Origin of the sequence: Streptomyces sp. M41(2017), assembly GCF_002078175.1 — a bacterium.
Taxonomy (GTDB): domain Bacteria; phylum Actinomycetota; class Actinomycetes; order Streptomycetales; family Streptomycetaceae; genus Streptomyces.
Genome location: NZ_MWFK01000001.1, coordinates 2,135,255 through 2,154,930, shown reverse-complemented (window position 1 = coordinate 2,154,930; position 19,676 = coordinate 2,135,255). Strand labels below are relative to the sequence as shown.

The window sequence follows — 19,676 nt, the reverse complement described above, 5'->3', positions numbered from 1 at the left end:
CGGATCCGGCAGGATCGTCTGCGCGATCGGGGCCCGCCCCACCCGGGCCCGCCTGGTCGGGCGGCACTCGATCGGGCCTCGCGTGATCGGGCACGTCCGGGCCGGGCCCGGTCATGGGGCCCTCGTCGTTCGCGTCCATTCCGCCCCGATTCACGATCCCGAATCCGACTGCCGGCCGCCGGGCCGCGGGCGCCGCACCGCCACATCGCGCCTCACCACGGCGTTTCGCAAGCGAACCGTACTCAGCACCGGCCGCCCGGCACAGCCCCGTGCGTCACAACGGTCACGCGGACGCCCACGAGGTCATCCACAGCGGTTGACACCTTACGGCGCGCGACCGACCATTGTTGCGAGCAAACCGAACGATCGGTCGGTCGGGAACGAGAGGTCGAGGGGGACCGCATGGCGACAGCAGCAGCGCACCACACGGCCCGCACACAGGCGGACGAAGCCGCCGAGGAGGCGGCCCGCACAGCGGCGTACGAGGCGGTCTTCGACGCCGCGGTGGCGGCGGACGACCGCATCGAGCCCCGCGACTGGATGCCCGACGCCTATCGGTCGACCCTGGTCCGCCAGATCGCGCAGCACGCCCACTCCGAGATCATCGGCATGCAGCCGGAGGCCAACTGGATCACGCGCGCGCCCTCGCTGCGCCGCAAGGCGATCCTGATGGCGAAGGTCCAGGACGAGGCGGGCCACGGCCTGTATCTGTACAGCGCGGCGGAGACCCTCGGCACGAGCCGCGAGGAGCTGCTGGACAAGCTCCACTCCGGCCGCCAGAAGTACTCGTCGATCTTCAACTACCCGACGCTGACCTGGGCCGACGTCGGCGCCATCGGCTGGCTGGTGGACGGCGCCGCGATCACGAACCAGGTCCCCCTGTGCCGCTGCTCCTACGGCCCGTACGCGCGCGCCATGGTCCGCGTGTGCAAGGAGGAGTCCTTCCACCAGCGCCAGGGGTACGAGCTGCTGCTGGCCCTGAGCCGGGGGACGGCCGAGCAGCACGCGATGGCGCAGGACGCCGTGGACCGCTGGTGGTGGCCCTCCCTGATGATGTTCGGCCCGCCCGACGACGAGTCCTCACACTCCGCGCAGTCGATGGCCTGGAAGATCAAGCGCCACTCGAACGACGAGCTGCGCCAGCGGTTCGTCGACATCTGCGTGCCGCAGGCGGCGTCCCTCGGCCTGACCCTGCCCGACCCGGACCTCGTCTGGAACGAGGAGCGCGGACAGCACGACTTCGGTGCCATCGACTGGACGGAGTTCCGCGAGGTCCTCAAGGGCAACGGCCCCTGCAACGAACAGCGGATCTCCCAGCGCCGGACAGCCCACGAGGAGGGCGCCTGGGTCCGGGAGGCGGCCGCGGTCTACGCGAAGAAGCACACGAGCGGAACCGGCGGCGCCGCGAGCACGGCCGGCGAGACAGGAGCGACCCGAGTATGACGAACACCGACTGGCCCCTGTGGGAGGTCTTCGTGCGCTCGCGCCGCGGACTCTCGCACACGCACGCCGGCAGCCTGCACGCGCCGGACGCCGAGCTGGCGCTGCGCAACGCGCGCGACCTGTACACGCGCCGCGGAGAAGGCGTCTCGATCTGGGTCGTCCCGTCGGCAGCCGTAACGGCCTCCTCGCCCGACGAGAAGGACCCGTTCTTCGAGCCGTCCGCGGACAAGCCCTACCGCCACCCGACGTTCTACGAGATCCCGGACGGGGTGAAGCACCTGTGACGACCGCCGTGAACACCACCGCCGCCCTGACCCTCGGCGACGACGCCCTGGTGCTCTCGCACCGCCTGGGGGAGTGGGCGGGACACGCACCCGTCCTCGAAGAGGAAGTCGCCCTGGCGAACATCGCGCTGGACCTGCTCGGCCAGGCCCGGGTGCTGCTGTCCCTCGCCGGCGACGAGGACGAGCTGGCGTATCTCCGCGAGGAGCGCGCCTTCCGCAACCTCCAGCTGGTCGAGCAGCCGAACGGCGACTTCGCCCACACGATCGCCCGCCAGCTCTACTTCTCCACCTACCAGCGACTCCTGTACGCCCAGCTGGCCGCCGGGGACGGAGAGTTCGCGCCCCTCGCCGCGAAGGCGGTCAAGGAGGTCGCCTACCACCAGGACCACGCCGAGCAGTGGACCCTGCGTCTCGGCGACGGCACGGACGTCAGTCATGAGCGGATGGACCGGGCCTGCCGGGCGCTGTGGCGGTTCACCGACGAGATGTTCCAGCCCGTCGAGGGCCTCGACGTCGACGGGGAAGCCATGCGCGCCGCCTGGCTCGAGTCCGTGACGGACGTCCTCGGCCGAGCCACCCTGTCCGTCCCCGACGGACCGCGGTCCGGAGCCTGGACCGCGGGCGCCGGACGCCAGGGAGTGCACACCGAGTCCTTCGGGCGGATGCTCGCCGAGATGCAGCACCTGCACCGCAGCCACCCGGGGGCGTCATGGTGACGGCCACCGCCCTGGAGGAGGAGCTGCGCCGGCTGGCCGGCTCCGTGCTCGACCCCGAGCTGCCCGTCCTCACGCTGGACGAGCTGGGCGTGGTCCGCGCGGTGCACGTGAAGGGCGCGGACTCCGTCGAGGTCGAGCTGACCCCGACGTACACGGGCTGCCCGGCCGTCGAGGCCATGTCCACCGACATCGAGCGGGTGCTGCACGAGCGCGGGATACGGGACGTGTCCGTGCGCACCGTGCTCAGCCCCGCCTGGTCCACCGACGACATCTCCGACGAAGGGCGCCGCAAGCTGCGGGAGTTCGGGATCGCGCCGCCCCGCGGCGGCCGCCCCGCGGGACCCGTGACGCTGTCCCTGGGCACCACCCGCACCGTCGCCGACTCCACTCCCGGAACCGAAGCCCCCGAGCCGGAGCTGGAGCCGATCCTCTGCCCGACCTGCGGATCGGCCGACACCGAGCTGCTCAGCCGCTTCTCGTCCACCGCGTGCAAGGCACTGCGCCGCTGCCTGTCGTGCCGCGAACCGTTCGACCACTTCAAGGAGTTGTGATGGCCCGCTTCCACCCGCTCCCGGTGGCCGCGGTCGACCGGATCACCGACGACGCCGTGGCCCTGACCTTCGCGGTGCCCGACGGCCTGCGCGAGGAGTTCCGGCACGCGGCCGGCCAGCACCTCGCCCTGCGCCGGACGATCGACGGTACGGAGATCCGGCGCACCTACTCGATCTGCTCACCGGCACCCGCCCCCGGCGGGGAGGCGCCGCGCACCCTGCGGGTCGGCGTGCGCCTGGTCGACGGCGGGGTGTTCTCGACGCACGCGCTCAAGGAGATCGCCGTCGGGGACGAGGTCGAGGTGATGACCCCGGCCGGACGCTTCACGCTGGAACCCTCGGCCGGTCTGTACGCGGCGGTGGTGGGCGGCAGCGGGATCACCCCGGTGCTGTCGATCGCGTCCACCCTCCTCGCCCACCGCCCGGACGCCAGGTTCTGCCTGATCCGCAGCGACCGCACCTCGGCGTCGACGATGTTTTTGGAGGAGGTCGCGGACCTCAAGGACCGTTATCCGCGGCGGTTCCAGCTCGTGACGGTCCTCTCCCGGGAGGAGCAGCAGGCCGGACTCCCGTCCGGACGGCTCGACCAGGAGCGGCTGACCCACCTGCTGCCCGCGATGCTCCCCGTGGACCAGGTCGCGGGCTGGTACCTGTGCGGGCCCATGGGCCTCGTGGAGGGCGCCGAGCAGGCGCTGCGCGGGCTGGGAGTGTCCAGGGGACGGATCCATCAGGAGATCTTCCACGTGGACGCGGGCACCGCGACCGTCTCGGTCCTACCGGCGCCCGCGCACAGCACGGTGACGGCGCGGCTCGACGGACGCGGCGGAACGTGGCCCGTCCAGGCCGGCGAGTCCCTGCTGGACACCGTGCTGCGCAACCGGCCGGACGCGCCCTACGCCTGCAAGGGCGGCGTGTGCGGCACCTGCCGCGCCTTCCTTGTCTCGGGCGAGGTCCGGATGGACCGCAACTTCGCGCTGGAACCGGAGGAGACGGAGGCGGGCTATGTCCTGGCCTGTCAGTCCCACCCGTCCACGGAACAGGTGGAGTTGGACTTCGACCGCTGAGCCCGTGCAGGCCGGCCCTTGGGTCGGCCTCGCCGGTGGCCCTGCCCCCTCGGCGCGCGACCGCCACCGTAACGGCCAACCGCAGGCGATCGACGGCCGACGGCTCCCGCCACCGGCCACCCGTGTCCGTTCCCCGGCCGTTCCCTTCTCGTAGAACCTGTTCTATCTTGACGCTCCGTCAGATCAGGCGTCCTGTCTGATCGATGGTCCGGCGCGTGCGGGAGGACGGGATCGTGGACTTCACCTTCACCGAGGAGCAGCAGGCGGCGGTCGAGGCGGCGAAGGCGGTGTTCGCCGGTGTCGCTCCGGACGGCGTCCCCAGCCCCGCGCTCACCGCGGGCGCCGTCGCGGCGGACTTCGACCGGCCGGTGTGGGCGAAGCTCGCCGACGCGGACCTGCTGAGCCTGCTGCTCGACGAGGAGTACGGCGGGGCGGGCCTCGACGCCGTCGCCCTGTGCCTGGTGCTGCGGGAGTCCGCGAAAGTGCTGGCACGGGTTCCGCTGCTGGAGAGCAGCGCGGCGGCCCTGGCCGTACAGCGGTACGGCGGACCGGAGGCCAAGGCCGATCTGCTCGCGCGGGCGGGTCGGGGCGAGCTCGTGATGACGGTCGCCGCCAGCGGCAGGACCGGGCACGAACCGGCAGAACGGGCCGCGAGCGCGCGGCTGGACGGTGACACCTGGCTGCTGGACGGCACCCAGACCGCCGTCCCCTGGGCCTACGGCGCCGACGTCATCGTCGTTCCCGCGCACACCGACACCGGCCGGACCGTCCTCGCCCTGGTCCCGCGTGATCTCGACGGGGTCGTACTGGCCGAGCAGATCTCCACGACCGGCGAGCGGCTCGGCCTGCTGCATCTGGATTCCGCACGGATCGCCCCCCGGGATGTCATCACCGCGGAGGGCGCGTGGGAGTGGCTGCGCGAACTGCTGGCCACCGGGACCTGCGCGCAGGCGCTGGGTCTCGGTGAGGCGGTGCTCCGGATGACGAGTGCATACACGGGAAAGCGGGAGCAGTTCGGGTTCCCCGTCGCCACCTTCCAGGCGGTCGCCGTGCAGGCGGCCGACCGCTACATCGACCTGCGGGCGATGGAGGCCACCCTCTGGCAGGCCGCCTGGCGGATCGACACGGGGGCCGGCGGCCCGCTCCCGGCCTCCGGTGACGTGGCCGTCGCCAAGATCTGGGCCTCCGAGGGTGTCCGCAGGGTCGTACAGACCGCCCAGCACCTGCATGGCGGATTCGGCGCCGACACCGACTACTCCCTGCACCGCTATCACGCCTGGGCCAAGCAGCTGGAACTGTCCCTGGGCCCGGCGGCAGCCCACGAGGAGGCGCTGGGCGATCTGCTGGCGGCGCACCCCTTGGGCTGAAGCCCGCGCAGCCACCGCGCCGACGCGCCTGTCCGACCCTCCGCCAGGCCACGACGCGGGTCGTGGCGGAGACCCGGTTCCGGGGCCTCATCACGAGGGCGACCGCTACGGCCGCGGCACGGAACCGGGACCCTCACGCCTACAGCTGTGGGTGCGGCTACAGCACGAAGCCGGACTCGCCCTTGTCGTTCACCACGGGGCGGCCGGTGGCCTCCCAGTGGTGCATGCCGCCCTCGACGTTCACCGCGTCGATGCCCTGCTGGACCAGGTACTGCGTGACCTGGGCCGACCGTCCCCCGGAGCGGCAGATCACGTTGACCCGGCCGTCCTGCGGAGCCGCCTCGGTCAACTCGCCGTACCGGGCCACGAATTCGCTCATGGGGATGTGCAGCGCCCCCTCAGCATGACCTGCCTCCCACTCGTCGTCCTCCCGGACGTCCAGCAGGAAGTCGTCGACGGTGAGATGGTCGACTCCGACGGTGGGCACACCAGCTCCGAAACTCATGCCTCCGACGCTACCCGACCGCGCCGACGGAACAGCCCGGGGCGCCTCACAGGAGGGCGGGGCACTCAGGGAGCCTGGGCGATCAGCTCCGCCAGCTCGGCCTCTCGCTCACCGACCTGCGTCAGCAGCTGTTCGGCGATCTCCTCCAGCAGCCTGTCCGGGTCCTCCGGAGCGAGCTTGAGCATCGCGCCGATGGCGCTCTCCTCCAGCTCGCTCGCGACGAAGGCGAGCATCTCCTTGCGCTGGGCGAGCCATTCGAGGCGCGCGTAGAGCTCCTCGCTGCGGCTCGGCTTCCACGCCTGCGGGGCAGGTCCGGCAGCCCACTCCTCGGCCAGCTCCCGCAGCAGCTTCTCGTCACCCCGCGCGTACGCGGCGTTCACGCGGGCGATGAACTCGTCCCGGCGCTTGCGCTCGTCCTCGTCCTGCGCGAGGTCGGGGTGCGCCTTGCGGACCAGCTCGCGGAAGAACTTGCGGGCCTCCTCGCTGGGGCGCACCCGCTGCGGGGGCCGCACCGGCTGCTCCGTGAGCATCGCGACGGCCTCGGGGAACAAGCCGTCCGAGTCCATCCAGCCATGCAGCAACTCCTCGACACCGGGCATGGGCATGACCCGCGCCCGCGCCTCCTGCGCCTTGCGCAGGTCCTCCGCGTCACCGGTGCGGGCGGCGCGCGCCTCGGCGATGTCGGCGTCCAGTTCGTCGAGCCGGGAGTACATCGGGCCGAGCCTCTGGTGGTGCAGCCGGGAGAAGTTGTCGACCTCGACGCGGAAGGTCTCCACGGCGATCTCGAACTCGATCAACGCCTGCTCGGCGGCCCGCACGGCCCGTTCCAGCCGTGCCTCGGGCCGAGCGTCCTCGCTCAGGACCTCGGCGGCCGCTTCCCCGTCGGTGCCGGCTTCGCCTTCGGTCCCGCTCGCGGCGGAGTTCTCGGCGGCCGGGGAGGTCTCCGTCCCCTGCGTGGCCTGCGCGTCCGAGGGACCGCCGCCCTCGCCCGGGGAGTCCTTCGGCGTCTCGCCCGCCGGAGCGTCGGTCGGAGCACCGGACTGTTCCCGGGCCCCCTCGATGGTGGGCTCGGACTGGCTCTGATCGGCTTCCGGGGTCGTCACCCGACCAGCGTAGGCCACGCTCCCCCGCGGCTCACGGTCTTCCCCGCCTCTCCACCCACCTGACCGGCCACAACGGCCCCGAAGACCCCAACCGCCCCGATCGTCCCGACGGCTTCACCGTCACCGGGACCGCCGACGGGGCGGCGACGGGGGCGGCGGGGTCAGACTCCCGGCTCGGAGGCGATCCGACCGGTCCTGACCGCCTCCACCAGAGCCGCGTGGTCCGCCTCGGTGCGGTCCGCGTAGGCGACGGCGAAGGAGGCGACGGCCTCGTCCAGTGCCTCCTTCTTTCCGCAGTAGCCGGAGACGAGACGCGGATCGACGCTGTGACTGTGGGCGCGGGCCAGCAGCGCACCGGTCATGCGGCCGTAGTCGTCCATCTGGTCCGCCGCGAGAGCGGCGGGGTCGACGCTGCCCTTGCGGTTGCGGAACTGGCGCACCTGGAAGGGAAGCCCGTCGACCGAGGTCCAGCCGAGCAGGTTGTCGCTGACCACCTGCATCCGCTTCTGGCCGAGGACGACCCGGCGGCCCTCGTGCGCCACCTCGGGTATCCGGTGCCCGGCCGTCGCCAGATGGGGCAGCAGGGCCGAGGCGCGGGCCTCCTTCACCTGGAGGACGAGCGCCTCGCCCCGGTGGTCGAGGAGCAGCACGACGTACGAGCGGGTGCCGACGCTGCCCGTGCCGACGACGCGGAAGGCGACGTCGTGCACGGCGTAGCGCGCGAGCAGGGGGAGACGGTCCTCCGACAGCGTCGACAGATAGTGCTCCAGCGACGCGGCGACCGCCGCCGCCTCCGCGTCGGGCACCCGGCGCAGCACGGGCGGGGCGTCGACGAACCTGCGCCCGCCCCCGTCCACCGCCTCGGTCGACCGGGCCGCGAACCGCCCGCTGGTGTTGGCCCGCGCCTTCTCGGAGACCCGCTCCAGGGTGCCGAGCAGATCGTGGGCATCGGCGTGGGAGACGAGTTCCTCGTCGGCGATGGCGTTCCAGGCGTTCAGCACCGGCAGCTTGGCCAGCAGGCGCATGGTGCGGCGGTAGGCGCCCACGGCGTCGTACGCGGCGGCACGGCAGGTGTCCTCGTCCGCCCCCGCCTCCCGTCCGGCCAGCACGAGGGAGGTCGCGAGCCGTTTGAGGTCCCACTCCCAGGGGCCGTGCACCGTCTCGTCGAAGTCGTTCAGATCGATGACGAGGCCGCCGCGGGCGTCGCCGTACAGGCCGAAGTTCGCCGCGTGGGCGTCGCCGCAGATCTGGGCGTTGATGCCGGTCATGGGGGTGCGGGCGAGGTCGTGGGCCATGAGGCCGGCGGAACCGCGCAAGAAGGCGAAGGGGGTGGCGGCCATCCTGCCGACCCGGATCGGGGTGAGGTCGGAGAGCCTGCCGCGGTTGGACTCCTCGACCGCGGACACGGCGTCGGGCCGGTCGGCGTCCGACGTCAGCTCGGCGTGCGCGGCGTGCGGCACCCGCCCGCGCAGGGCCTTCCCCTCCGCCTTGGGCGACCCCTGCACCGGCCAGGCGGCGAAGCCCGGAACGCCGAATCCCCGGCGCCCGAAGCCCTCCGCCGCCGATCGGCGCTCGGCCAGGGACACCACCCTGGGCAGCGGCGCGGTCCCGGTCGTGGACGGTGCGTCCGGCCGCGCCGCGTGCTCCCCCGGCTCCATGCCGGAGACGGGGTGCTCGGCCCGGCCACCGCCCTCCCGCCGATCGGACCCCGCGGCCCGGACGACCTCGGACCGCCCGTCCGGCACGGCCTCGACCGCCTGCTGCCCCGCCCCCGCTGAACCGACCTCGGCCATGAAGACCGCCTCCCCCGCACACGAACATCCACTCGTGCCGACCGTACAGCCGGCCGCGAAAACGCGTCAGACCCTGTGGACAACTCGGCCGGCACCCGGACGTGGCCGCACCGGCCCCGGGTCATCGGTGCGGGCGGCGCGCACCTCGGCGCTGTCGGCGTCCACGGCGGCAGACCGCCCGCAGGCGGCCGGCGAGACGTCGGTGAGGCCGCCCCGGCCTACTTCCGCAGTTCTCCCGGGCACGGCCCGCTTCCCGGCAGATACGTCTCCGCCCAGGCGCCCAGTTCCTTGAGCGCGGGCTCCAGCGCCGCACCGGCCTCCGTCAGGCGGTACGCAACCCGCAGTGGAGGCCCCTCGTTGACCTCGCGCACGACCAGACCGGCCACGCCGAGTTCGGTCAGCCGGTCGGAGAGCATCCGCTCGCTGATTCCGGGGATCGCTCTGCGCAACTCGGCGAAGTGGACGGGATGTTGCATGAGAACGGCGACGACCAGTCCCGTCCAGCGCTTTCCGAGCAGCGTGAAGACGCGGGTCATGCCGTCGTCGACCTTCTGGCACGGCCCCGCGTCGTGGCTTCCCGGTTCTGCCATGCCTCCAGAGTACTGCGTCCACACAAGGGGATGAAAAAAAGTAAGTAGCTGTGTTATCTCTAGTTAGGTACGAATGAGAAGCCCTCCAGGGCGTCCCGTCGCCGTCCGTGCGTCGCCCTGCCCTGGATCCGTTTCCGAAGCCCTGCCCGGGCCCGTCCTCACCAGGTCGACCGGACTCGGCACCAGGAGCCCGCCAGGGCTCCGCCCCACGGCCCTCCCCGGGCCGGCGGGCTCCACCGGTTCACCCCGCTCTTCTTGGAGATCCCCATGGCCACCCTCCTCCACATCGACTCGTCCGTTTTCCCGGGCAGCGCCTCCACCTCGCGCGCCGTGACGGACGCCTACCGCACCGCCTGGCAGGAGCAGCACCCCGACGGCACGGTCATCTACCACGACCTCGCCGCCGAGCCCGTGCCGCACATCACCGCCGAGGCCCACACCGCCGGGTTCGCCGCCCCGGACACCCACAGCCCCGAGCAGGCCGAGGCCTTCGCCGCGCGCGTGCAGCTCATCGAGGAGCTGGAGCGCGCGGACGCGATCCTGATCGGCGCCCCGATGTACAACTTCTCGATCCCCTCGACCCTCAAGGCATGGCTCGACAACGTGGTCCTCGTCGGCCGCACCGCCATGACCGAGGAGTCGCGGATCAAGGGCACCCCGGTGACCGTGGTCGCCAGCCGTGGCGGCTCGTACGCGCCGGGCACCCCGCGCGCGGGCTTCGAGTACGTGCAGAACTACCTGGAGGCCGTGCTGCGCGACATGCTCGAACTGGACCTCGACTTCATCGTCCCGGAGCTCACCATGGCGCCGAGCAACCCGGCGATGTCCGAGCTGGTCCCCCTCTTCGAGGCGTCCCGCGACAAGGCCCTCCAGGACGCGGCCGCCAAGGCGAAGGCCGTCGCCCAGCGCCTCGCCGCCTAATCCGGCGTCCGGGGCGGCCGATTGCCGGCGCTCCTCGACCCACCTGCCGACGACGTCACCCGGCCCCGCAGGGCCCATCCCTCACCCTGCGGGGCCCGTCGCGTTTTCCGGGTGACTCCGTCCACTTTTTGCGGGACTTCGCGGGAAACGGCTCACCGGTGAACGACACAGGAGCCCCGCCACTGGTCATCTGAGAGCATCGTCACACTTAGCTCGGCCCGCCCCGGCCCGCCAGGCGGGACCCCGGGCCGGGCGACCGATCCGCGACAGGGCGGCCGTGACGATCCATCACGCGATCCGCGGGGGTGATCGGCCGGACTCCGGGCCGGTTCCAGGCCGGCCCCGGACCGGAGAACGGCCGGCGCATCAACCGGAACCACCTGAGGCACGGCCACGGACAACGCAAAAGCCCCGCAGGTCCGAAGACCTGCGGGGCTTTCAGCTGTGCGCGAGGGGGGAGTTGAACCCCCACGCCCTTTCGGGCACTGGAACCTGAATCCAGCGCGTCTGCCTATTCCGCCACCCGCGCATTGGGTGTGTCGTCCGTCTCTCACCGAGTGGTGCGAGCGCCTGCCGACATCCAGAAGATTAGCACGCTGTCAGGGGTGGATTCACATCCCTTTTCCCAGCCCCGGGCACCCACGGTCCACCGCCCCGGCGTGGGGCGCTCCGGGCCTGGTGCCCGTGCGGCGCCCGGCCTGTACCCCTCGCGGCCTTGCCTCCGGTGCCGACCGGCTCCGTCACATGGACACCGTTCCGCCCCACGCGTCTCAGACCGAGCCGGGTCACGTATCAACCTCGTACCGGTCCTGCCCATCTCCCCAGGAGCCGGACGGGCCGCACAGTCAGGTGCGGGACACTGGTCGCGGGGCGCCTCTACGATCCATGGCACGAGTAGTGCCGGGAAGAGTTCGAAGAGGGCCCTCCCAGGGAACGTGCGGAGGGGACTTCCGAAGGCGTCGACAACCTGTCGACCGGGCCGACAGGGGGAACCAGCCGATTTCCCGACGCGTGGATACGATCAGTAAGCAGTACGAGCAACGCCAGCAGGATCAGGTAGACGACAGCAAGCTGTACCAGGACGGCTACGCAGGAGGAGGTGCCCCATGGGAGTCCTGAAGAAGTTCGAGCAGCGTCTCGAAGGTCTGGTCAACGGCACCTTCGCCAAGGTGTTCAAGTCCGAGGTCCAGCCCGTGGAGATCGCCGGAGCGCTGCAGCGCGAGTGCGACAACAACGCCACGATCTGGAACCGCGACAGGACGGTCGTCCCCAACGACTTCATCGTCGAGCTGAGCACGCCGGACTTCGAGCGCCTCAGCCCGTACTCCGGCCAGCTGGGCGACGAGCTCGCCGGCATGGTCCGCGACTACGCCAAGCAGCAGCGCTACACCTTCATGGGACCCATCAAGGTCCACCTGGAGAAGGCGGACGACCTCGACACCGGTCTCTACCGGGTACGCAGCCGCACGCTCGCCTCCTCCGCCAACCAGCAGTCCCCGGAGCGTGCCCCCGCCGGCCCCGCCCCGGCGGCACCCCGCGGCGCCCAGGGTGGCTACGGCTATCCGCCCGCGGCCGCTCCTCCCATGCCGTCCGCGCCGCCGCCCGGCGGCCGTCCGGGCGCGGCACCCTCGGGTGCCCGGCCCCCGGCCGCTCCGGCGGCGGGTGCCCGTATGCGGCACTGGGTGGAGATCAACGGCGCACGCCATCAGATCTCCCGCTCGACGCTGGTGCTCGGCCGCAGCACCGAAGCCGACGTGCGGATCGACGACCCCGGCGTATCGCGCCGGCACTGTGAGATCCGGACCGGAACGCCCCCGACGATCCAGGATCTCGGGTCCACCAACGGCATCGTGGTGGACGGGCAGCACACCACCCGCGCTACGCTCCGCGACGGCTCGCGGATCGTCGTGGGCAGCACCACCATCATTTACCGGCAAGCCGAAGGGTGAAGCGGGGGCAATGTCAGAGCTGACCCTCACGGTCATGCGGCTGGGTTTCCTGGCCGTACTGTGGCTGTTCGTGATCGTGGCCGTGCAGGTCATCCGCAGCGACCTGTTCGGAACGCGCGTCACGCAGCGCGGCTCGCGCCGGGAGGCCCAACGGCCTCAGCAGGCCGCGCGACAGGCCGCGCCTCCGCAACAGCGCCAACAGCAGCAACCGCCCAGCAGCGGCGGCGGCCGGCAGCGCCGTGGCGCCCCGTCCAAGCTGGTCGTCTCGGAGGGCACCCTCACGGGCACGACCGTCGCCCTCCAGGGGCAGACCATCACCCTGGGACGTGCCCACGACAGCACCATCGTGCTGGACGACGACTACGCGTCGAGCCGGCATGCCAGGATCTACCCGGACCGGGACGGCCAGTGGATCGTCGAGGATCTCGGCTCCACGAACGGCACGTATCTCGACCGGAGCCGACTGACGACCCCCACGCCCGTTCCGCTGGGCGCGCCGATCCGCATCGGCAAGACAGTCATCGAGCTGCGGAAGTAGTGCCACGTCATGAATGAGCGCGAGCGGAGCGAGCACGCGGCGGCGGTCCACGTGGTGGATCCCGGCGCGCTCCCGACCGGAGGGTGGGCACCGTGCGGATGTACCCGGAGCCGACGGGCGAGGTGCGCATGAGTCTGTCACTGCGCTTCGCCGCCGGATCGCACAAAGGCATGATCCGCGAGGGCAACGAGGACTCCGGCTACGCCGGTCCCCGGCTGCTCGCGATCGCCGACGGGATGGGCGGCCAGGCCGCCGGTGAGGTCGCCAGCTCCGAGGTGATCTCCACCATCGTCGCGCTCGACGACGACGTGCCCGGCTCCGACATCCTCACCTCGCTCGGCACCGCCGTGCAGCGCGCCAACGACCAGCTCCGGCTGATGGTCGAGGAGGACCCGCAGCTGGAGGGCATGGGCACCACGCTCACCGCCCTGCTGTGGACGGGCCAGCGCCTCGGTCTCGTCCACGTCGGCGACTCCCGCGCCTACCTGCTGCGCGACGGTGTGCTCACGCAGATCACGCAGGACCACACCTGGGTGCAGCGCCTCGTCGACGAGGGACGCATCACCGAGGAAGAGGCCACCACCCACCCGCAGCGCTCCCTGCTGATGCGCGCGCTGGGCAGCGGCGACCACGTCGAACCGGACCTCTCCATCCGCGAAGTCCGCGCCGGCGACCGCTACTTGATCTGCTCCGACGGCCTCAGCGGCGTCGTCTCCCACCAGACGATGGAGGAGACCCTCGCCAGCTACCAGGGCCCGCAGGAGACCGTCCAGGAGCTCATCCAACTCGCGCTGCGCGGCGGCGGCCCGGACAACATCACCGTCATCGTGGCCGACGTCCTCGACATCGACTCCGGCGACACCCTCGCCGCCCAGCTCTCCGACACCCCGGTCGTGGTCGGCGCCGTCGCCGAGAACCAGCTGCAGCTCCAGGACAACGGCGCGATGCAGACGCCCGCGGGACGGGCCTCCAGCCTCGGCCGGCAGGTCCCCGGACAGGGCGGCGGCGGCGAGTTCGGCCCGCCCGGCAGCGGCGACACCACCGGCTACGTCTCCACGGCCGGCTTCGGCGACTACTCGGACGAGGACTTCGTCAAGCCGCGCAAGGGCCGCAGGTGGCTGAAGAGATCCTTCTACACCGTCCTGGCGCTCGCCGTCATCGGCGGTGGTCTGTACGGCGGTTACCGCTGGACGCAGACGCAGTACTACGTCGGCACCAAGGGCGAGCACGTGGCCCTGTACCGCGGCATCAGCCAGGACCTCGCCTGGGTCTCGCTCTCGAAGGTGGAGAAGGATCACCCCGAGATCGAACTCAAGTACCTGCCGCCGTACCAGCAGAAGCAGGTCAAGGAGACCATCGCCGAAGGCGGCCTCGGCGACGCCAGGTCGAAGGTCGACGAGCTCTCCGTCCAGGCCTCCGCATGCAAGAAGGACGCGCAGCGCCGCGCGGCCGAGAGCGAGAACAACGCGAAGACCGGTGAGGGCAAGGCCGGTGGGACCACGGGAACCACAAAGACCTCCCTGACGTCCAAGGCCACGTCCAGCCCGAGCCCGACACCTTCGTCATCCCAGTCCACGACCGCACCCACTCCCACACCCGGCCCCAGCCTCTCCGACGAGGAGCAGAAGCTGGTCTCGCTGTGCGGTAAGCAGTAAGAAGCCGTGAGGGGCCCTGTCACACGATGAGCAGCAGTACGAACACGCCGACGCACCACACGTCCACGATCGGATCGATCGGCGCACCGAGCCGACGCAACACCGAACTGGCCTTGCTGGTGTTCGCCGTTGTCATTCCGGTGTTCGCCTACGCCAACGTGGGCCTCGCCATCGACGACCAGGTGCCCGCGGGGCTGCTGAGTTACGGCCTGGGTCTCGGCCTGCTCGCGGCCGTCGCCCACCTCGTCGTACGGAAGTTCGCTCCGTACGCGGACCCGCTGCTGCTGCCGGTGGCCACGCTGCTGAACGGGCTCGGTCTCGTCGTCATCTGGCGCCTCGACCAGTCCAAACTGCTCCAGCAGATCAAGCAGGCCGGCACCGCGGCGCCACGCCAGCTGATGTACACCGCGCTGGGCATCGCCCTGTTCGTGGTCGTCCTGGTGTTCCTGAAGGACCACCGCGTCCTGCAGCGCTACACCTACATCTCCATGGTCGGCGCCTTGGTGCTGCTGCTCCTGCCGCTCGTCCCCGGCCTCGGCGCCAACATCTACGGCGCCAAGATCTGGATCCACGTCGGCAGCTTCTCCATCCAGCCCGGTGAGTTCGCGAAGATCGTCCTGGCGATCTTCTTCGCCGGCTACCTGATGGTGAAGCGCGACGCGCTCGCCCTGGCCAGCCGCCGCTTCATGGGCCTCTACCTGCCGCGCGGCCGCGACCTGGGCCCGATCCTGGTCGTCTGGTTCATCTCGATCCTCATCCTGGTGTTCGAGACCGACCTCGGTACCTCGCTGCTGTTCTTCGGAATGTTCATCATCATGCTGTACGTCGCCACCGAGCGGACCAGCTGGATCGTCTTCGGTCTGCTGATGTCCGCGGCGGGCGCGGTCGGCGTGGCGACCTTCGAACCGCACGTCCAGCAGCGTGTCCAGGCATGGCTCAACCCCATGGGCGAGTACAAGCTCAGCCAGTCGGGCGCGCCCGGAGTCCACTCCGAGCAGGCCATGCAGGCCCTGTGGGCGTTCGGCTCCGGCGGCACCCTCGGCACCGGCCTCGGCCAGGGCCACTCCGAGCTGATCCGGTTCGCCGCCAACTCCGACTTCATCCTCGCCACGTTCGGCGAGGAGATGGGCCTCGCCGGCATCATGGCGATCCTGGTTCTCTACGGCCTGATCGTCGAGCGCGGCGTCCGCACGGCCCTCGCCGCCCGCGACCCCTTCGGCAAGCTCCTCGCCGTCGGCCTCTCCGGCGCCTTCGCGCTCCAGGTCTTCGTGGTCGCCGGCGGTGTGATGGGCCTCATCCCGCTGACCGGCATGACGATGCCCTTCCTCGCATACGGCGGTTCGTCCGTCATCGCCAACTGGGCACTCATCGGCATCCTGATCCGCATCAGTGACACCGCGCGCAGGCCGGCCCCCGCGCCCGCCCCCAGCCCCGACGCCGAGATGACCCAGGTGGTCCGACCGTGAACAAGCCCCTGCGCCGAATCGCGATCTTCTGCGGGCTGCTCGTCCTCGCCCTGCTCCTCCGTGACAACTGGCTCCAGTACGTCCAGGCGGACGAGCTGCGCACGGACACGGCCAACCGCCGCGTGAACATCGAGCGGTACGCCACTCCGCGCGGCGACATCATCGTGGACGGCAACCCGATCACCGGGTCCGTGAAGTCCAAGACGGGCGACTACGAGTACAAGCGCACGTACAAGGACGGCGCGATGTGGGCGCCCGTCACGGGCTACGCCTCGCAGGCCTTCGGCGCCAACCAGCTCGAGAAGATCGACGACGGCATCCTCACCGGCAACGACGACCGGCTGTTCTTCCGGAACACGCTCGACATGATCACGGGCAAGAAGAAGCAGGGCGGCAACGTCGTCACGACCCTGAACGGCGCCGCGCAGAAGGCGGCCTTCCAGGGACTCGGAGCCAAGAAGGGCGCCGTCGCCGCGATCGACCCCAAGACGGGCGCGATCCTGGCGCTGGCCTCGACGCCGTCGTACGACCCGTCGACCTTCGCGGGCAACTCCACGACCACGGACTCCAAGGCGTGGGAGAGCCTGCAGAAGAAGAAGAACCCGGACGACCCGATGCTCAACCGGGCGCTGCGTGAGACCTACCCGCCGGGCTCGACCTTCAAGGTCGTCACCGCCGCCGCCGCGCTGGAGAACGGTCTCGTCCCGGACGCGGACACCAAGACGGACTCCCCGGACCCGTGGACCATGCCGGGCACCACGACCAAGCTGCCCAACGAGGGCAACCTGCCCTGCAAGAACGCCGATCTGCGCACCGCGCTCCGGGTGTCCTGCAACACGGTCTTCGGCAAGGTCGGCTCGGACCTCGGCAACGACAAGATGCTGGAGGAGGCCAAGAAGTTCGGCTTCGGCTCCGAGCAGTTCACGCCGATCCGTTCCAGCGCCTCGGTCTTCTCGGACGACATGAACCCGTCGCAGACCGCGCTCTCCTCGATCGGCCAGTACAACACCGCCGCCACCCCGCTCCAGATGGCGATGGTGGCCTCCGCGGTCGCCAACGACGGCGCCCTGATGAAGCCGTACATGGTGAGCGAGCTGAGCACCCACAACCTCGACGTCATCGAGCACACGGACCCCGAGAAGCTGAGCCAGCCGCTCAGCGAGAAGAACGCCCAGGTCCTCCAGTCGATGATGGAGACGGTGGTCAAGAGCGGTACCGGCACCAGCGCCGCGATCCCGGGCTACACCGTCGGCGGCAAGACCGGCACCGCCCAGCACGGCATCGACAACAGCGAGAAGCCGTACGCCTGGTTCATCTCCTACGCGAAGCTCTCCGACGGCAGCTCGCCGGTGGCCGTGGCCGTGGTCGTCGAGGACGGCAGCGCCAACCGTGACGACATCTCCGGTGGCGGTCTCGCCGCTCCCATCGCAAGGGACGTGATGAAGGCAGTCATCGACAGCAAGAAGTGACCCCGATCACGTCCCCTTCACATCGGTGCACGTTGCGATACCGGTCCTGTCACGGGTGACGGTCTTGGCCAGGTCACACAACGCGATCCGGGTACGGTATGCCCGGACAGCACACCGCCCGACCGTACAAAGGTGCGGTCGGGACCGACGGAGAGGGCTGGTAGGTAGCTATGGAAGAGCCGCGTCGCCTCGGCGGCCGGTACGAGCTGAGCCACGTGCTCGGCCGTGGTGGCATGGCGGAGGTCTACCTCGCGCATGACACCCGGCTCGGGCGCACGGTGGCGGTGAAGACGCTGCGAGCCGACCTCGCGCGTGACCCGTCGTTCCAGGCTCGGTTCCGCCGGGAGGCCCAGTCGGCCGCCTCGCTCAACCATCCCGCGATCGTCGCCGTGTACGACACGGGTGAGGACTACATCGACAACACCTCCATCCCGTACATCGTGATGGAGTACGTCGACGGGTCCACGCTGCGAGAGCTGCTGCACTCCGGCCGCAGGCTGCTGCCCGAGCGGTCGATGGAGATGACCATCGGCATCCTCCAGGCCCTGGAGTACTCGCACCGCGCGGGCATCGTCCACCGGGACATCAAGCCGGCGAACGTCATGCTGACGCGCAACGGCCAGGTCAAGGTGATGGACTTCGGCATCGCCCGCGCCATGGGCGACTCCGGCATGACGATGACGCAGACCGCCGCGGTGATCGGCACCGCCCAGTACCTCTCCCCGGAGCAGGCGAAGGGCGAGCAGGTCGACGCCCGCTCGGACCTCTACTCCACGGGCTGCCTGCTGTACGAGCTGCTGACGGTGCGGCCGCCCTTCGTGGGCGACTCCCCGGTCGCCGTCGCGTACCAGCACGTCCGCGAGGAGCCGCAGGCCCCGTCGGTCTTCGACCCCGAGATCACGCCCGAGATGGACGCGATCGTGCTGAAGGCCCTCGTCAAGGACCCCGACTACCGGTACCAGTCCGCCGACGAGATGCGCGCCGACATCGAGGCGGCCCTCGACGGCCAGCCCGTCGCCGCGTCCGCCGCGATGGGTTCCGTCGGCTACGGCGGGTACGGCGACGACCAGGCGACCACGGCCCTGCGCTCCTCGGACGCGCAGGCGACGTCGATGCTGCCGCCGATGAACCCGGACGACGGCGGCTACGGCTACGACGACCGCCCGGACCGACGTCGGCAGAAGAAGAGCGGCAACAACAACACCTCGACGATCCTTCTGGTCGTCGCGGGTGTCCTGGTGCTGATCGGCGCCATCCTGATCGGCAAGTACCTGGTCGGCGGCAACGGAGCCGGCAGTGACGAGTCGTTCGACGTGCCCAACTTCGTCAGCCAGAAGTACGCGGACGCCCAGAAGATGGCGGACAACCGCGATCTGACGCTCTCCCCCACGCGGAAGCCCTGCGAGAAGGAGCCGAAGGGCAACGTCTGCTCCCAGGACCCGGCCGTGGGCTCGACGGTGAAGAAGGGCGACACGATCGACGTCGTCGTCTCGACCGGAGCGCCGAAGGTGGCGGTTCCGAGCGTCACGGGCGAGAAGCTGGACAAGGCCAAGGAAATCCTCCAGGCCGACAAGTACGAGTTCGAGGTCGAGACGAAGTACAAGGAGTCCACGGAGGAGCCCGGTACCGTCCTGGAGCAGAATCCCGACCTCGGCGAAGAGGTGCAGAAGGGCTCGACGATCACGCTGACCGTCGCCCGGGAGAAGAAGCAGTCGACCGTCCCCGACGTCTCCGGCAAGAACTGCGACCAGGCCAAGGCGCAGATGACGCAGAACAACCTCGTGGGCGAGTGCCAGGACGTCGAGACCGACGACCAGAACCTGGTCGGAAAGGTCATCGCCACCTCACCCCCTGCCGGCAACAAGGCAGACCCAGGCTCGAAGGTGACGATCCAGATCGGCAAGGCCAAGCAGAAGTCCACCGTTCCGAGTGTCGTGGGCAAGAAGGTGAACGAGGCCAAGCAGATCCTGCAGCAGGCCGGCTTCAACAACATCCAGTTCGCCCCGGGCAGTGACGGAAGCGACGGCGCCACCGTGATCCAGCAGGACCCCGGCGGCAACAGCCCGGTCGACAGCCCCGACAACACGACGGTCACCCTTACGACCGTCAACATCGGGGGCAACAACAACGGCGGTAACAACAACGGCGGTGGCGGGTTCATCGGCGGCAACTAGCCCCTGAGCAGGCAAGGCCATCACATAGGGGCCCGGTACTCCTCGGAGTACCGGGCCCCTATGTCATGTTCCGTATGTCCGCGCTCGT

At 70.5% G+C, this 19,676-nt stretch carries 17 protein-coding genes and 1 tRNA gene; 13 read left to right on the top strand and 5 right to left on the bottom strand.

Annotated elements, in window-relative coordinates; genetic code table 11:
- Positions 1-402: 402 nt before the first annotated feature.
- From paaA to B0675_RS09435, 6 genes are all read left to right on the top strand, one after another.
- Entirely contained in the window at positions 403-1,443 is a 1,041-nt protein-coding gene (gene paaA / locus B0675_RS09460; RefSeq protein ID WP_081218375.1) for a 1,2-phenylacetyl-CoA epoxidase subunit PaaA, read from the top strand.
- Positions 1,440-1,727 carry a 1,2-phenylacetyl-CoA epoxidase subunit PaaB gene (gene paaB / locus B0675_RS09455; protein ID WP_081218374.1) on the top strand — a complete coding sequence of 96 codons (288 nt, stop codon included), beginning with the start codon at positions 1,440-1,442 and terminating at the stop codon, positions 1,725-1,727. The genes paaA and paaB overlap by 4 nt, the downstream gene beginning before the upstream one ends.
- Entirely contained in the window at positions 1,724-2,443 is a 720-nt protein-coding gene (gene paaC / locus B0675_RS09450) for a 1,2-phenylacetyl-CoA epoxidase subunit PaaC (protein ID WP_081218373.1), read from the top strand. Before paaB ends, paaC begins: the two co-directional genes overlap by 4 nt.
- Positions 2,437-2,994: a 1,2-phenylacetyl-CoA epoxidase subunit PaaD gene (gene paaD, locus B0675_RS09445; RefSeq protein ID WP_081218372.1), complete on the top strand. Its 558-nt coding sequence runs from the start codon at positions 2,437-2,439 to the stop codon at positions 2,992-2,994. The genes paaC and paaD overlap by 7 nt, the downstream gene beginning before the upstream one ends.
- Positions 2,994-4,058, top strand: a complete 1,065-nt coding sequence (locus B0675_RS09440) for a 2Fe-2S iron-sulfur cluster-binding protein (protein WP_081218371.1) — start codon at positions 2,994-2,996, stop codon at positions 4,056-4,058. Before paaD ends, B0675_RS09440 begins: the two co-directional genes overlap by 1 nt.
- A gap of 233 nt (positions 4,059-4,291) precedes the next feature.
- Positions 4,292-5,425, top strand: coding sequence for an acyl-CoA dehydrogenase family protein (locus B0675_RS09435; protein ID WP_081221687.1), 1,134 nt, complete (start codon positions 4,292-4,294; stop codon positions 5,423-5,425).
- A gap of 157 nt (positions 5,426-5,582) precedes the next feature.
- Here B0675_RS09435 and B0675_RS09430 read toward each other — a convergent pair whose 3' ends face one another.
- The 4 genes from B0675_RS09430 to B0675_RS09415 form a co-directional block, all read right to left on the bottom strand.
- Complete coding sequence (locus B0675_RS09430; protein ID WP_081218370.1) at positions 5,583-5,930, bottom strand: rhodanese-like domain-containing protein; 348 nt, start codon at positions 5,928-5,930, stop codon at positions 5,583-5,585.
- A 65-nt stretch (positions 5,931-5,995) separates the two neighbouring features.
- Complete coding sequence (locus B0675_RS09425) at positions 5,996-6,790, bottom strand: hypothetical protein (RefSeq protein WP_241539919.1); 795 nt, start codon at positions 6,788-6,790, stop codon at positions 5,996-5,998.
- 404 nt (positions 6,791-7,194) lie between these two features.
- Complete coding sequence (locus tag B0675_RS09420; RefSeq protein ID WP_081221686.1) at positions 7,195-8,691, bottom strand: DUF2252 domain-containing protein; 1,497 nt, start codon at positions 8,689-8,691, stop codon at positions 7,195-7,197.
- A gap of 353 nt (positions 8,692-9,044) precedes the next feature.
- Positions 9,045-9,416, bottom strand: coding sequence for a helix-turn-helix domain-containing protein (locus tag B0675_RS09415; RefSeq protein WP_081218368.1), 372 nt, complete (start codon positions 9,414-9,416; stop codon positions 9,045-9,047).
- A 267-nt stretch (positions 9,417-9,683) separates the two neighbouring features.
- Here B0675_RS09415 and B0675_RS09410 point away from each other — a divergent pair, with 267 nt between their 5' ends.
- Entirely contained in the window at positions 9,684-10,337 is a 654-nt protein-coding gene (locus tag B0675_RS09410; protein WP_081218367.1) for an NAD(P)H-dependent oxidoreductase, read from the top strand.
- Between the two features lie 445 nt (positions 10,338-10,782).
- Here B0675_RS09410 and B0675_RS09405 read toward each other — a convergent pair.
- Positions 10,783-10,866: transfer RNA gene (locus tag B0675_RS09405), tRNA-Leu, on the bottom strand.
- A 577-nt stretch (positions 10,867-11,443) separates the two neighbouring features.
- On the opposite strand from B0675_RS09405, the gene B0675_RS09400 reads away from it, so the two are divergent.
- The 6 genes from B0675_RS09400 (at position 11,444) to pknB (ending at position 19,588) form a co-directional block, all read left to right on the top strand.
- Entirely contained in the window at positions 11,444-12,286 is an 843-nt protein-coding gene (locus tag B0675_RS09400) for a DUF3662 and FHA domain-containing protein (RefSeq protein WP_081218366.1), read from the top strand.
- 10 nt (positions 12,287-12,296) lie between these two features.
- Positions 12,297-12,824 carry an FHA domain-containing protein gene (locus B0675_RS09395; RefSeq protein WP_081218365.1) on the top strand — a complete coding sequence of 176 codons (528 nt, stop codon included), beginning with the start codon at positions 12,297-12,299 and terminating at the stop codon, positions 12,822-12,824.
- A gap of 128 nt (positions 12,825-12,952) precedes the next feature.
- Complete coding sequence (locus B0675_RS09390; RefSeq protein ID WP_241539738.1) at positions 12,953-14,479, top strand: Stp1/IreP family PP2C-type Ser/Thr phosphatase; 1,527 nt, start codon at positions 12,953-12,955, stop codon at positions 14,477-14,479.
- Positions 14,480-14,505: 26 nt separating this feature from the next.
- Positions 14,506-15,945, top strand: coding sequence for an FtsW/RodA/SpoVE family cell cycle protein (locus tag B0675_RS09385; protein WP_081218363.1), 1,440 nt, complete (start codon positions 14,506-14,508; stop codon positions 15,943-15,945).
- Positions 15,942-17,414, top strand: coding sequence for a penicillin-binding transpeptidase domain-containing protein (locus tag B0675_RS09380; protein ID WP_081218362.1), 1,473 nt, complete (start codon positions 15,942-15,944; stop codon positions 17,412-17,414). Before B0675_RS09385 ends, B0675_RS09380 begins: the two co-directional genes overlap by 4 nt.
- 170 nt (positions 17,415-17,584) lie before the next feature.
- Positions 17,585-19,588, top strand: a complete 2,004-nt coding sequence (pknB, locus tag B0675_RS09370; protein WP_081218361.1) for a Stk1 family PASTA domain-containing Ser/Thr kinase — start codon at positions 17,585-17,587, stop codon at positions 19,586-19,588.
- Positions 19,589-19,676 lie beyond the last annotated feature (88 nt).